Below are 13358 nucleotides of genomic sequence, written 5' to 3'. Positions count from 1 at the left end.
AGCGCTTCACGCGGTTCGTTTCCTCGCGCGGTACGCGGCGGCCTTCACGCGGTTGCCGCATTCGTCCATGCCGCACCACGTTCGGCGCCTGCCGCGGGAGCGGTCGACGAACACGCGGGTGCACTCGTCTCGCGCGCATTCCTTCAGCAGCTCCGCGTCCGGGCCCGTGAGCAGGTCGATCGCGGCGTGGGCGAGGGCCGTCAGACCCGCCGCCGCCGGGCCGGTGCGGGAAACCGCGCCCTCGCCGAGGACCGGCACCGGCACCTCGCCCGCCGCGGCCGCGTTCAAAGCCGCGATCGAGTCGCCGGGCCACGGGGCGCCGGTCCGGGTGGCCGTCGTCAACGAGTAGATCGCCTCGCGCAGGGTCAGCGCCCGGGGAAGGTCCCCGGCCGCGACCGGGGGCGGCTCCGTCAGCACCCCGGCTGCCACGAACCAGCGCGCCAGCTCCCGAGGGCCGGAAAGCGTTTCCTCCGGCTCGGAGCGGCGCCACTTCAGCGTCCCCGCGAAATCCAGCGCCACGTGGCCGCTGACGAACACGAACGTCACGTCACCACCTTGACAGGTGACGCCCTGGGCTGCAACTGTCGTCACCAGTTGAACTGGTGACGACAGGAGTTCCCCTTGCTCACCCCCTCCGACTACACGTACTTCGCCGACCGCGCCCTCGACGGCATGGCGGGCATCGTGCGCGAACTCGGCGACGAACGCGCCAACCGCCGCCCGGGCGTGCCCGGCGCCAACAGCCCGTACGCCCTGCTCACGCACTGCCTCGGCGTCATCGAGTACTGGGCGGGCCACCTCGTCGCGGGCCGCCCGGCCGAACGGGACCGCGCCGCCGAGTTCACCGCGAGCGGTCCCGTCGCGCCCCTGCTCGACCGAACCCGGGCAATCCAGACAACCTTCGCCGAGGACGTGCGGAAAGCCGACCCGGCCGCGCCACCACGCGCCGTGCCGCCCGCCGAGTTCGAAGGCCCCGGCCGCGTGCACACGCAGGGCGCCGTGCTGCAGCACGTCTTCGAGGAGCTCGCGCAGCACCACGGCCAGATGCAGGTCCTGCGGGACGTCATCCTGGCGGAGACCGCATGAGCGACACCTTCGAATCCGTCGACCTCGACCGCCTGCGGAGCGGTTTCGGCGTCAAGTGGGGACTGGACGACGACCTGCTCAACGCGTGGGTGGCGGACATGGACTTCGGCATCCCCGGCCCCGTGCGCGCCCGGCTGCGCGAGGTGGTCGACCGCGAGGACTTCGGCTACCCCCACTGGCCCGGCGGCGATCCGGTCGTCGCCGCGTTCGAACAGCGCATGCGCGACCGGTACGGCTGGGCACCCGAACCCGGCCGCACCCGCGTGTTCACCGACCTCATCCAGATCCTGCAGGTGGTCATCGAACACGCCACCGCGCCCGGCGACGGGATCGCGCTGCACGTGCCGAACTACCCGCCGTTCCTCGCGAGCATCCACCGTGCGGGCCGCCGTCCCGTGCCGCTGCCGGTGCTCAAGGGTGAGCGCGGCTGGGAGTTCCCCGTGGACGCCCGGCGGCTGCGCGACGAGGGCTGCACCATGTTGCTGCTGGTCAACCCGCACAACCCCACCGGCCGCGTGTTCCGGCGCGAGGAGCTGCGCGCTTTCGCCGACGCCGCAAGGGAACTGGACCTCGTCGTGCTCTCGGACGAGATCCACGCCGACCTCACCTACGACCCGCACCGGCACGTGCCGTTCGCGTCCCTCGACGACGACACCGCGGCGCGCACGATCACGGCCACCTCGGCCACGAAGGCCTTCAACCTGGCCGCCACGCGCTGCGCCGTCGCACACGTCGGCCACGAGGGCGTCCGGCGGGAGCTGGACCGCGCCCCGCTGGACTACTTCGGCACGCCGAGCCTGCTCGGGCGCGTCGCGACCGTCGCCGCCTGGCGGGAAAGCGAGGACTGGCACCGGCGGCTGATGCACCGCCTCACGCGGAACCGGGACCTGGTCGCGGACTGGAGCCGGGAGTCCGATGTGGACTGTGTCCCGCCCGAGGCCACCTACCTGGCCTGGCTGGACTTTTCCCGCACCGGCCTCACCGATCCGGCCGACGCGGTCCTGCGCGCCGGGGTCCGGCTCAGCCCGGGCCCGGAGTTCGCGCAGCACACCGCCGTCGACGCGAAACCTTTCGCCCGCCTGAACTTCGCCACCAGCGAGGACCTGCTGCTCCGCGTCCTGGCGGGGATCGACGGCGCCGTGAACGGTTGACCACTGAATCGGTTGTGTGGCAGGTCGTTTCCCGAACCGCGTTGACCGGCAAGGGAGCCGACCGTGGACCAGGCCGAACTGAGGGCATTGAGCGACCGTGCGGCCCGGCACGTGCTGAACCGGGAAGGCACCGGCGACGGCCGCAAGGCCGGCTGGCTGATGATCTCGACGATCCTGATCGAGGCGTGGGACCTCTACGCCATCTCGTTCCTGCTGTTGTTCATCCGCGACGAGCTGCACCCCAGCCCCGCGATGCTGGGGCTGGCCTCCGGCGCCGTGCAGGCCGGGGCGCTACTGGGCGCGGTGTTCGGCGGCTGGATCGCCGACCGGCTCGGCCGCCGCCGGGTCTTCCTCGCGACGATGGTGCTGTTCGTCGTGCTGGCGGTGGCGCAGGCGTTCGCGACGAACATGTGGCAGCTGGTGCTCATCCGGCTGCTGCTCGGCTTCCCGCTGGGCAGCGACATCTCCACCGGCTACGCCTACATCATGGAGAGCATGCCCAAGGGCAAGCGCGAGGTGATGGGCAACCGCTGGCAGGCGATGTTCGGGATCGGCGAGATCGTCGCGATCATCGTCGTGACGATCATGTACCTGTCCGGGGTCGACCACCACCTGCTGTGGCGCATCGGGCTCGGCCTCGGCGCGGTGCCCGCGCTGGTGCTGCTCGCGCTGCGGCTCGACGTGCCGGACACGGCGCTCGCGCTGATCCAGCGCGGCCGGTTCGCGCAGGCCAAACGGGTGGCGCGGCAGATGTTCGACGACGACCTCGACATGCTGCCCGACCAGGACTACCGCATCGACCGCCCGCGTACGCGGGACTTCCTGAAGAGCATCTGGTCGGACCGCGTGCGGCGCCGGGCGAGCGTCTTCGCGTGGATCTCGAACGCCATGCAGGGCGCCGAGTTCGCCGCGTTCGGGTTCTACCTGCCGACGATCCTCGTCATCACCGGCGTCACGGGCATCGCGGCGACGAACTTCGTCACCGCCGGGATCTACGTCATCGCCACGATCGGCGGGTTCACCGCGCCCATCGCCACGCCCCGGATCGGCCACCGCGGCGTGGCCCGCGTCGGCTACGGCATGGCGTTCGTGTCGCTGCTGCTCGCCGCGCTGTTCCTGCAGGTGGACTGGAAACCGCTGGTACCGCTCGCGGCGGCGGGCCTGATGTTCGGGCACTACTGGGACGCCTCGAACGGCATGACGATCGCCTCGATGGTCGCGCCGTCCCGGTACCGGGCGACCGCGTCCGGGTTCGGCTACATCTTCGTCAAGCTCGCGTCGTTCGTGTCGATCTTCTTCTTCCCGATCATGTTCGACGCGCTGGGCGTGCCGCTGGCGACCGTGCTGGTGTCGCTGCTGTCGTTGACCGGCTTCCTCGCGGCGACCTACGTGCTGCCCGAGGTCTACGGCTACGTGGAACAGGAGACCGCGAGCGAGCGGCAGGCACGGGAAGGAGCCCCATGACGGCGACCGACGTCGCTCCCGACACGCCGGAGGTCGCGCCACGCAGGCTGCCGCGGCCGGCGGAGGTGCGGGAGCTGCTGCGGTTCCGGAAGGTGCGGCTCGGCCCGGTCGAGCGGCGGCTCGCGCGGGCGCTCACCATCGAGGACCTGCGCCGCGCCGGCAGGCGCACCACGCCGCGCGCGGTCTTCGACTACGTGGACGGGGCGGCGGACGGCGAGGTCACGGCGGCCCGCAACATCGCGGCCTTCGACGACACGGTGTTCGTGCCGGAAGGCCTGAACCCGGTGCGGGACCCGGATCTGTCCACCGTCCTTTTCGGACGTGAGATCGCCTTCCCGCTGGTGTTCTCGCCCACCGGCTACACGCGGATGATGCACCACGAGGGCGAGATCGCCGTCGCGAGGGTCGCCGCCCGCGCGGGGCTGCCGTACTCACTGTCCACAGTGGGCACGACGAACGCCGGAGAACTGCGCCGCGCCGTGCCCGACGGGGACCACTGGTTCCAGCTGTACCTCACGAACGAGCGGCGGCTCAACGACGAGCTGGTGCGCCGGGCGCGGGACGCGGGGTTCTCCACGCTCCTGCTCACGATCGACACCGCGGTCGCGGGCAGGCGGCTCAAGGACGTCCGCAACGGCCTGACGATCCCGCCCACCCTGACCGTCCGCACCGTGCTCGACATGGCGCGGTTCCCGGCCTGGTGCTTCCACAAGCTCACCACGCCGCCGATCGGGTTCGCGTCGCTGCGCAGCTTCCCCGGTTCGTCCGCGGACGTGGCCGCGATGATGTTCGACCCGGGCCTCAGCTACGGCGACCTGGAGTGGCTCCGGCGCGTGTGGCCGGGGAAGCTGCTCGTCAAGGGGATCCTGCGGCCTTCGGACGCCCGGCGGGTGGTCGAGCTGGGGGCCGACGGTGTCGTGGTGTCCAACCACGGCGGCCGCCAGCTCGACCGCACACCGTCCACTTTGGAGGTCCTGCCCGAGGTGCGGGACGCGGTCGGCACCGGCCCGGCGGTCCTGCTCGACGGCGGGGTGCGCAGCGGGCAGGACATCCTCGCGGCCGTCGCGCTCGGCGCGGATGCCGCGATGGTCGGCCGGGCCTACCTCTACGGGCTGATGGCGGGCGGGGAGCGTGGCGTCGAGCGGGCCGTGGAGATCCTGCGGAGCGAGTACCAGCGGGCGCTGCAGCTGCTCGGCCTGGACGCGACGCGGAAGGTCTCGGGGCGGCACGTGCGCCGTGCCGCCGGGTGATCCGGAAGGCCGTCACGCCACCTTGATCACCACTTTGCCGGCGGCGTGGCCGTTTTCGACGGTGGCGAGGGCAGCCGGGGCGTCGGAGAGCGGGTGGACCGCGGTGATGACGGGCGTGAGGACCCCGTCGAGGGCCAGCCGGGCGGACCGCTCCAGGTTCTCGCGGTCGAGGCGGCGCTCGACGAAACAGCCGCCGATCTCGGGCACCGACATGTCACCCACGGAGACGACCTTGCGGGGATCCCGCGCCAGCGGGGCGACCGTCCGCAACGCGGTGCCGCCGACCAGGTCGACGATCCCGTCGAAGCCGTCCGGAACCAGCTCGCGTGCCGCGGCGACGACGTCACCGGCGGTGTAGTCGATGAACCGCACTCCGGCGGCCTCGGCGTGCTCGCGCTTGGCGGCGCTCCCGGTGCCGACCACCCGCAGCCCGTGTGCGGCGGCGAGCCGGGCGACCGCGAGACCGACCCCGCCGCCGACCCCGTTCACCAGGATCGTCGCGCCGGCCGGGAGGCCGAGCTGGTCGAGCGCGTCCACCGCGGTGGTCCCGGCGATCGGCAGCGTCGCCGCCACGGTCGGGGACAGCCCCGCCGGGATGCGCGCGGTGTTCGGCGCGGACAGCACCGTCGTCTCGGCGTAGGTGCCGCCACCGGTGAGCGCGAAGCCGAAGACCGCGTCACCCACCTCGAGACCGTCCACGTCCTCGCCCAGGGCGAGCACGGTTCCCGCCGCTTCCATGCCCAGCACGCGGGGGAACGGACGCCCGCCGTCGAGCCCGGGCACCAGACCCGCGCGCAGGAGGTGGTCGAGGGGGTTCACACCGGCGACCTCGACCCGGATCAGCACCTCATCGCGACCGGGGACGGGATCGGGACGGTCGAAGAACTCCTGCACCTCCGGTCCGCCGTGTTCGCGGAAACCCCACGCCTGCGCCATTTTTCCTGCCTCCTGTCTGGCCGCCCCGGTGTTTCCGGGGCTGAGGCCATGTTCACCGCTGACGCCGGTGTGAGGGGCAACCCGTTGAGACGCAGGTCATAACGTCAGGAGCGGACGGCCTCCAGGTACGTCGCCGTCGGGAGGGTCGACGGGGTGCGTTCCTCCGTACCGCTGCCGCGCGCCAGCAGGCCCTTCGCCAGCGCCGTCAGCACCGCCAGGCCCGCGACGTTGAGCGCCGCCGTCCAGTCGAACCGCACGAGGTGGAACGGCGTCGCCGCGGCGACCGAACCCGCCAGCGACGCCAGGAAAGTCTTCGCCAGCCGCACGGCCAGGTCGCCCCAGAACAACCCGGCGCCGCGCAGGTGCCAGCGCGCCGGGTCACGCAGGTTCGGCAGGTACTGCACCGTGGTCAGCAGCACCGACGCCACCGCCGCGCCGAGCGCCTGCGCCGAGGCGTAGCCCCACGGCAGGTTCGCCACGGTGATCGCCGTACCGCCGGCGAGCAGCGTCGCGAAGAACACCTGCCCCGCCGACCAGCCCGCGCGTTCCGCGAAATCGGACAGGATCGCCTTCCACCGAACGGACACGCCGTGCCCTCCCCAGGTTCCGGGCGAGCCTCAGCGGCGGGCCGCCCCCAGCCAGTCGGGGGGAGCATGCCGGGTCAGCGCTCCGATGTCCAGTGCGTCTTGCCCCGGCACGCCGATCCTGGTGAACCGCCCCGGTTTCGCCCCGTGCGGCACGGTCGCGTCGACGCCCATCTTCGCGCCGACACCGTCCGCGGTCGACGGGTCCAGCCGCGACCCCTGCGTGCCCGGCACGACGACCAAGTCGCGGTCCGCCTGGAAGCGGGTGGCGACCGCCCATTCGACCTCGGCCGGGTCGTGGAGGTCGACGTCGGTGTCCACGACGGTCACGTGCTTGATGTCGTAGTGCACGGCCAGCGCCGCGAGGATTACGTTCTTCACCTCGCCCGGCGCCGGGCGGTCCACCTGCACGTACAGGTGGTAGCGGCAGGTGCCTCCGAGTGGCAGGTGCACCGCGGTGACACACGGGAACGTCCGCCGCAGCTCGGACAGGAACGAGCCCTCACGGGGGATGCACCCCAGCAGCAGGTGTTCCCGCCCGCCACCGACGATCGTGTGGTAGAGCGGTTCGCGCCGGTGCGTCACCGCACTCAGCTCGATCACGTGCCGCGCCGCGCGTTCCCCGTAGTACTGCGGGAATTCCCCGAACGGACCCTCGGGCTCGCGCACCCCGGCCAGCAGCCTGCCCTCCAGGACGATCTCCGCGTGCGCGGGCACGAGGATGTCGCTGTCGAGGCAGCGCACCACCGGCAGCGGCTCACCGCGCAGCGCGCCGGAGATCTCCAGCTCGTCCTGTCCCAAGGGGACGATCGCCTGCGAAGCCATGAGCGTCAGCGGGTCCACGCCGATCACGACGGCGACCGCCAGGTCCTCGCCGGACTCCTCGTGCTCCCGGAAGAACGCGAGGGTGTGCCGGGGCAGCAGCAGCGCCCCGAGACGGGCAGCTCCGCTGACCTGCAACCGGTGGATCGACACGTTCTGCCTGCCTCGGTGCCGCGTGATCAGCAGCCCCGCCGTGATGTAGGCGCCGTGGTCGTGTTCGTTGTGCGTCGGCAACGGCAGGAGCTCCGCCAGGTCGACGTCGCGGTGCACGACCTCCTGGCACGGCGCGTCCTCGACCCTCCGGCAGGGCACGGGTTCCCGGCAGGCACGCTGGAACTGCGCCACCAGCTCGCCTTCGGGCACGCCCGCCGCCTCGGCCATCCAGGACCGCTGGGACAGCAGCCCCGACACGACCGGCACCGGGTGCCCGCCGGGACGCGGGAACAGCGTCGCGCGCGTGCCGTCGAGGCGGTTCGCGACGCCCGCGAGGCCGAACTCCAGGGCCACCTCCGGTTCGGCGAGCGCGAGCCTACCGCTCGCCTGAAGCACGTCGAGCCAGTTCCGCAGTTCCGCACCGGGTTTCATGCCCTCCGACACTGCTGCCCGGCGAGGCCCGGCGGCAATGCGCGAAGCGCGATGGCAACGATAGGCGGTGACTATCGCGGCGGTTCGTTACCGGACCTTTTCCCGCGGTACCGGGAACTCGCCGCGTTCGACCCGTGCCGCGACGCCGCGCCAGAAGTCCAGCGCGGCCCGTTCCATGCCGAGCCCGAGTTCGAGCGTGACCATGCGGGTGGCCACGTCGTCGATGTCGCCGTAGCGGCGCTGCATCTCCTCGTACTCCGCGATGCGCCGCTCGTGCTGCTCGATCTGGCCCGCGGCGAGCCGGGCGACGTCGACGGGTTCGGCCAGCTCGTTGAAGAACAGCTTGATCTCCGCGACGTCCCGCAGTTCGAAGTGCGCGTGCACCGGCTCCCGCAGCCAGTCCCGCAGCGCGGCGCGCCCGCTGTCGGTGATCGTGTACAGCTTCCGGCGGCGTCCGTGCTGTTCCTCGTGCAGGTCGAGCAGCCCGGCCTCCTCCAGCCGTTTGGGCTCGGAGTACAGCTGCGCGTGCGGGAAGCTCCAGAAGTAGCCCACGGAACGCCCTACCGCGCGCTTGAGGTCATACGGCGTCGACGGGCCGCGGAGCGCGATCATGCCGAGCACGACGTAGGACGTCGTCGAGAGACGCACGCTTGACATGCCCCGAAGGCTATCGTACGTTCGAGACAGTCTGAAACAGACGATACGCATCGTACTATCGCCTGGCGGGCTTCGTCCCGCTTCCGAACTGTTGCAACGGAGAGCAGTGATGGATCTGGGCACAGCACTGCGCTGGACCGCAGAGCGTTATCCCGGCGCCGCGCCGTCGGCGGCCGGCACCCGCTCACCTACGCCGAGTGGGACGAGCACACCGGCCGCCTGGCCCGCGCGCTGGGCGAGCTGGGGGTGCGTCCCGGCGACCGCGTGGTGTTCGTGCTCGCGGGCGGCCTGCCGCTGGCGAGCCTGCACCTGGCCGCGCAGAAACTCGGGGCGGTGTCGGTCCCCCTGTCGTTCCGGTTCGGCGCGCCCGAACTGGCGTACTGCATCGCCGACGCGGCACCCGCGCTGGTGGTCTTCGACGAGCCCCACGAGGAGCTGGTCGGCACGGCGCTCGCGCAGATCCCGCCGGTGGCCGGCAGTTCCGCGGAAGCGATCGAGACGCAGGCGAGCCGGGGTGGCGTGGCGCCTGCGGTGGCGGTACCCGACGACGCGATCAGCGTCATGCTCTACACCTCGGGCACCACGGGCAAACCCAAGGGGGTGCCCAGGACGCACGCCGCCGAGCACTACGCCGCGCTCGCCCACATCATCCAGACGGGACAGTCCTGTTTCGACACCACGCTCGGTGTGATGCCGCTTTTCCACACGATGGGCATGCGCACACTGCTGTCGTCCGTGGTCACCGCGAGCACGTGGGTGCCGCAGGTGCGGTTCGACGCCGACGAGGCGATGGAGCTGGTCCTGCGTGAAGGCGTCAACAGCCTCTACCTCGTGCCCACGATCTTCTGGTCCCTGCTGCGCACCGGACGACTCGCCGAGGCACAGTCGGTCGAAAAGATCTCCTACGCGGGGGCGGCGATGACCACCGCACTCGCCGGGCAGCTGACCGAGGCGCTGCGCCCGCGGAAGTTCGTGAACCACTTCGGCAGCACGGAGATCTACACGTTCAGCGTCGGCCCGAACGCGGCGGCGAAACCGGGCAGCGCGGGCCGGGCGGGCGTGTTCTCGCGGATCCGGCTCGTCGCCCCGGAACCGGGCGCGGGCCCGGACGACCTGGTGGGCCCGGGGGAGCAGGGGCAGCTCGCGGTCTCGATGGCCAGCCCGGAAGCGTTTTCCGGCTACTGGAACCGGCCGGATGCCAACGCGAAGTCCATCCGGGACGGCTGGTACTTCCCCGGTGACCTCGCCACCGCGGACGAGGACGGCGACCTGTGGGTGGCCGGCCGCGTGGACGACATGATCAACTCCGGCGGCGAGAACATCTACCCCGACGAGATCGAGGACGCGCTCGCACGCTGCCCCGCCGTGCGTGAGGTGGTGGTAGCGGGGACCTCCGACGACCGGTGGGGCCAGGCGGTCACCGCATTCTTCGTGCCGGAGCACGGGTTCGCGCCCGGTGAAGCCGTCGAGCAGGTGTGGCGCTTCGCCCGCGAGGGCTCGGGCCTGCCGTCACTGAAGCGGCCGAAGCGCGTGATCGCCGTGCCCGAGATCCCCAAGTCCGCCGTGGGCAAGATCCTCCGCCGCGAACTGGGCGCCGGGCACTACGAGGTGCTCGCCCGACACGATCTTCAGGAGCACGCATGACCACCGCCCGCATCGAGGACCCGGCGCTGCTGACCGGCCGCGGCCGGTTCCTCGACGACCTCGACCCGTTCGCCGGCACGCTGACGGCCGCCATCGTCCGCAGCCCCCATCCCCACGCGCGCATCCGCAGCGTGGACCTGTCCCGGGCCCGCCGCCATCCGGGCGTGGCGGCGGTGCTCGGCCCGGAGGAGGTCGCCGCTGAGCTGAAACCGTTCCCGCTGGCGGTGAAGACCCCGATGCCGTACTACCCGACGGCGGTGGACAAGGCCCGCTTCGTCGGCGAACCGGTCGCGGTCGTCGTCGCGGCCGACCGGTACCTCGCCGAGGACGCCGCCGAGCTGATCGACGTCGAGTACGAGCCGCTGCCGCCCGTGGTGGAGATCGCGCACGCCCTCTCGCCAGACTCGCCCCGGTTGCACGACACCGCCGAGAGCAACGTCGCCACGGACCGCACGTTCGACTTCGGCGACGTGGACGAGGTGTTCGCCCGCGCAGACCGGGTCGTGGTGGGGGAGTACGACTTCCCGCGCTACTCCTCGACCCCCATGGAGTGCTACTCGGTCGTCGCGGAGTGGCGGGACGAGGCCGACGGGCCGTCGATCGAGGCGTGGGCGAACTTCCACGGCCCGTTTTCGATGGTCGCGGTGCTCGCGGGGGCGTTCGGCGTGCCCGCGTCCCGCATCCGGCTGCGCATCCCCGCCGACAACGGCGGAAGCTTCGGCATCAAGGCCGGGATCTACCCCTACGTCGCGTTGATGGCGCTGGCGAGCAAGCATGCCGGGCGTCCGGTGCGCTGGACCGAGGACCGCGTCGAGCACCTGCTGGGCAGTTCCGCGGGGTCCGACCGGAAGATGCGGTTCGAGGCCGCGGTGTCCGAGGACGGGATCGTCCAGGGGCTGCGGGCCGACCTGATCGACAACGTCGGCGCGTACCTGCGGCCGCCCGAGCCGAGCACGCTGTACCGCTGCTTCGGCAACATCACCGGCGCGTACCGCGTCGACGCGGTGCGGATCCGCTCGCGCGCGGTGGTGACGAACAAGACGCCCACCGGGCTCAACCGCGGGTTCGGCGGCCAGCAGTTGTACTTCGGGCTCGAACGTCTGATGGACGAGGTCGCGCAGCAGTGCCACCTGGATCCGGTGGAGCTGCGCCGTCGCAACTTCGTCCGCGGCTCGGATTTCCCCTATCCCACACCCACCGGCGGCATCTACGACTCCGGCGACTACCACGCCGCCGTGGACCTGCTGCTGAAGAACGCCGACTACCCGGCGCTGCGTGAGCGGCAGCGGGCCGCGCGCGAGGCGGGGGAGTACTTCGGCATCGGCATCGCGACGATCGTCGATCCGTCGGCGACCAACATCGGCTACGTCGGCCTCGCCACGCCTGCCGAGCAGCGCGCGGCCGGGCGCGGCAAGTCCGGGTCCACCGAGCACGTGCGGATCAGCGTGGACCCCAACGGGCTGGTGTCGGTGCTGCTCGGCACCGTGCCGCAGGGACAGGGGCACGCGACCGTGGCACAGGCGATCGTCGCGGACCAGCTCGGGCTGCCGCGCGAGCACGTCCGCCCCGTCGTGGAGATGGACACGGCCACGACGCCGTGGACGATCAGTTCCGGCAGCTACTCCTCCCGGTTCGCGCCGCTGCTCACCAGCGCGCTCGTCGAGGCGAGCGAACGGCTCGCCGGGACCATCAAGATCGCCGGGGCGGTGCTGCTGGGCGCCGACGCCGCGGATGTCGAACTGGCCGAGGGCAAGGTCCGCGTGCGCGCGGAACCCGAGCGCTCGGTGGCGTTCCGGCACGCGGCCGGGCTCGTGCACTGGGACCCGGGTTCGCTGCCGGAGGGCGTTTCGGCGCGCCTGTACGAGGAAGCCGCCTTCACCCCGCCGGAGTCCAAAGCCGCCAGCCGCAGCGACCAGATCAACTCCAGCCTCTGCTACGGCTTCGTCGCGGAGCTGGCGGTCGTGCGGATCGACCGCGACACGCGGGAGGTGAAGCTGGAGCGCGTGGTGACGGTGCATGACGCCGGCACCATCCTCAACCCGGTCCTGCTGGAGGGCCAGGTGCACGGCGCGCTCGCGCACGCGCTCGGCGGCGCGCTGCTGGAGGAGATGCGCTACACCGACGCGGGCCAGCCGACGGCGACGTTCATGGACTACCTCTGCCCGACGTCCGCCGAAACCACCTACGAACTCGACAGCGACCACCGGGAAACCCCGTCGCCGTTGACCAAACTCGGCGCGAAGGGCTGCGGCGAGGGCAGCTGCATGAGCCTGCCCGTCGCGATCGCCAACGCCGTCGCCGACGCGCTCGCGCCCGAAGGCGTCGAGATCACGAGCCTGCCGCTGCACGGCGACGTCGTGCACGCGCTGCTGGAGAACAAGGAAGGGAAGAACTGAGCATGGCACTCACCGGAGGCGAGATCCGGCTGGACCGCGGGCACGAAGGCCGCGTCGCCTACCTGACGCTCGACCACGGCAGGTTCAACATCATCACCTGGGAGACGCGGCAGGTGATGGCCGACCGCTTCGCCGAGATCGACGCCGACGACGAGATCCAGGTCGTCGTGGTGCGGGCCGAGGGCGAGCACTTCTCCTCCGGCGGCGACATCGCGGGCTTCATGGAGGTCGACCCGGTCGATTTCACCGACCTCGGCCACAACGTCACCGCCCCGGCGCGCAGCCCGAAGCCGGTGATCACGGCCGTCGACGGCTACTGCTTCGGCGTGGGGCTGGAACTCGCGCTGTCCACGGACATCCGCGTCTGCACCGAGCGCAGCGAGTTCGCGCTGCCGGAGATGCGGCTGGGCATGATCCCCGGTTCCGGTGGCACGCAGCGGCTCGCCCGGCTGATCGGGCTGTCCCGCGCGAAGTACCACATCATGACCGCGAGCCGGATCAAGGCCCAGCAGGCCGGGGACTGGGGGCTGGTCGCGAACGTGCTGCCGGACCGCGAGGCGTTGGACGCCGAGGTCGAGCGGATCGTCGGGGTGCTGCTCGGGTACTCGCCGCTGGCCGCCCGCACCGCCAAGGAGGTCCTCGACAAGGGCGTGGACGCGCCGCTGTACTCCGGGATCGAGCTGGAGCGCAAGGCGTACGCGATGCTGCGCTCCAGCAAGGACTTCGCCGAGGGCGTCGCGGCGTTCACCGAGAAGCGCGCGCCCAAGTTCCAGGGCAGGTGAG

12 protein-coding genes are annotated in these 13358 nt (G+C 71.7%); 7 read left to right on the top strand and 5 right to left on the bottom strand.

Going from position 1 to position 13358, the window contains the following annotated elements; translation table 11 throughout:
• Positions 1 to 6 precede the first annotated feature (6 nt).
• The gene (locus BMZ92_RS19525) at positions 7 to 546 is read right to left on the bottom strand and encodes a CGNR zinc finger domain-containing protein (RefSeq protein WP_218153501.1); all 540 of its coding nucleotides are present in this window, start codon (positions 544 to 546) and stop codon (positions 7 to 9) included.
• Positions 547 to 621: 75 nt separating this feature from the next.
• On the opposite strand from BMZ92_RS19525, the gene BMZ92_RS19520 reads away from it, so the two are divergent.
• The 4 genes from BMZ92_RS19520 to BMZ92_RS19505 all read left to right on the top strand — a co-directional run bounded on the left by BMZ92_RS19520 (position 622) and on the right by BMZ92_RS19505 (position 4951).
• Positions 622 to 1086 (top strand): mycothiol transferase, encoded by a 465-nt coding sequence (locus tag BMZ92_RS19520; protein ID WP_091509588.1) that lies wholly within the window; start codon positions 622 to 624, stop codon positions 1084 to 1086.
• Positions 1083 to 2237: a MalY/PatB family protein gene (locus tag BMZ92_RS19515; protein ID WP_091509586.1), complete on the top strand. Its 1155-nt coding sequence runs from the start codon at positions 1083 to 1085 to the stop codon at positions 2235 to 2237. The genes BMZ92_RS19520 and BMZ92_RS19515 overlap by 4 nt, the downstream gene beginning before the upstream one ends.
• A 63-nt stretch (positions 2238 to 2300) precedes the next feature.
• Positions 2301 to 3701: an MFS transporter gene (locus BMZ92_RS19510; RefSeq protein ID WP_218153500.1), complete on the top strand. Its 1401-nt coding sequence runs from the start codon at positions 2301 to 2303 to the stop codon at positions 3699 to 3701.
• Positions 3698 to 4951 carry an alpha-hydroxy acid oxidase gene (locus tag BMZ92_RS19505; RefSeq protein ID WP_091509584.1) on the top strand — a complete coding sequence of 418 codons (1254 nt, stop codon included), beginning with the start codon at positions 3698 to 3700 and terminating at the stop codon, positions 4949 to 4951. Before BMZ92_RS19510 ends, BMZ92_RS19505 begins: the two co-directional genes overlap by 4 nt.
• Before the next feature lie 12 nt (positions 4952 to 4963).
• Here the strand turns inward: BMZ92_RS19505 and BMZ92_RS19500 are convergent, their stop codons facing one another.
• The 4 genes from BMZ92_RS19500 to BMZ92_RS19485 form a co-directional block, all read right to left on the bottom strand.
• Positions 4964 to 5887: an NADP-dependent oxidoreductase gene (locus BMZ92_RS19500; RefSeq protein WP_091509582.1), complete on the bottom strand. Its 924-nt coding sequence runs from the start codon at positions 5885 to 5887 to the stop codon at positions 4964 to 4966.
• Between the two features lie 104 nt (positions 5888 to 5991).
• On the bottom strand, positions 5992 to 6474 hold the full coding sequence (locus BMZ92_RS19495; RefSeq protein ID WP_091509580.1) for a hypothetical protein: 483 nt from the start codon (positions 6472 to 6474) through the stop codon (positions 5992 to 5994).
• A 30-nt stretch (positions 6475 to 6504) separates the two neighbouring features.
• Entirely contained in the window at positions 6505 to 7878 is a 1374-nt protein-coding gene (locus tag BMZ92_RS19490; RefSeq protein ID WP_091509578.1) for a UbiD family decarboxylase, read from the bottom strand.
• Between the two features lie 87 nt (positions 7879 to 7965).
• Complete coding sequence (locus BMZ92_RS19485) at positions 7966 to 8535, bottom strand: PadR family transcriptional regulator (protein WP_091509575.1); 570 nt, start codon at positions 8533 to 8535, stop codon at positions 7966 to 7968.
• A gap of 132 nt (positions 8536 to 8667) precedes the next feature.
• On the opposite strand from BMZ92_RS19485, the gene BMZ92_RS19480 reads away from it, so the two are divergent.
• Genes BMZ92_RS19480 through BMZ92_RS19470 form a run of 3 tightly spaced genes read left to right on the top strand, consistent with a single transcriptional unit; the run spans position 8668 to position 13357 of the window.
• Positions 8668 to 10179: a class I adenylate-forming enzyme family protein gene (locus tag BMZ92_RS19480; RefSeq protein WP_091509573.1), complete on the top strand. Its 1512-nt coding sequence runs from the start codon at positions 8668 to 8670 to the stop codon at positions 10177 to 10179.
• A complete protein-coding gene (locus tag BMZ92_RS19475; RefSeq protein WP_091509570.1) occupies positions 10176 to 12575 on the top strand; it encodes a xanthine dehydrogenase family protein molybdopterin-binding subunit in 2400 nt (799 codons plus the stop codon). The genes BMZ92_RS19480 and BMZ92_RS19475 overlap by 4 nt, the downstream gene beginning before the upstream one ends.
• A gap of 2 nt (positions 12576 to 12577) precedes the next feature.
• Positions 12578 to 13357, top strand: coding sequence for an enoyl-CoA hydratase/isomerase family protein (locus BMZ92_RS19470; RefSeq protein WP_091509567.1), 780 nt, complete (start codon positions 12578 to 12580; stop codon positions 13355 to 13357).
• The last annotated feature ends 1 nt before the right edge of the window (position 13358 follow it).

Source organism: Amycolatopsis sacchari, assembly GCF_900114035.1.
Taxonomy (GTDB): Bacteria; Actinomycetota; Actinomycetes; order Mycobacteriales; family Pseudonocardiaceae; genus Amycolatopsis_E; species Amycolatopsis_E sacchari.
Note: the sequence above shows the minus strand (reverse complement) of the source record. Positions and strands in the feature narration are given on the sequence as shown.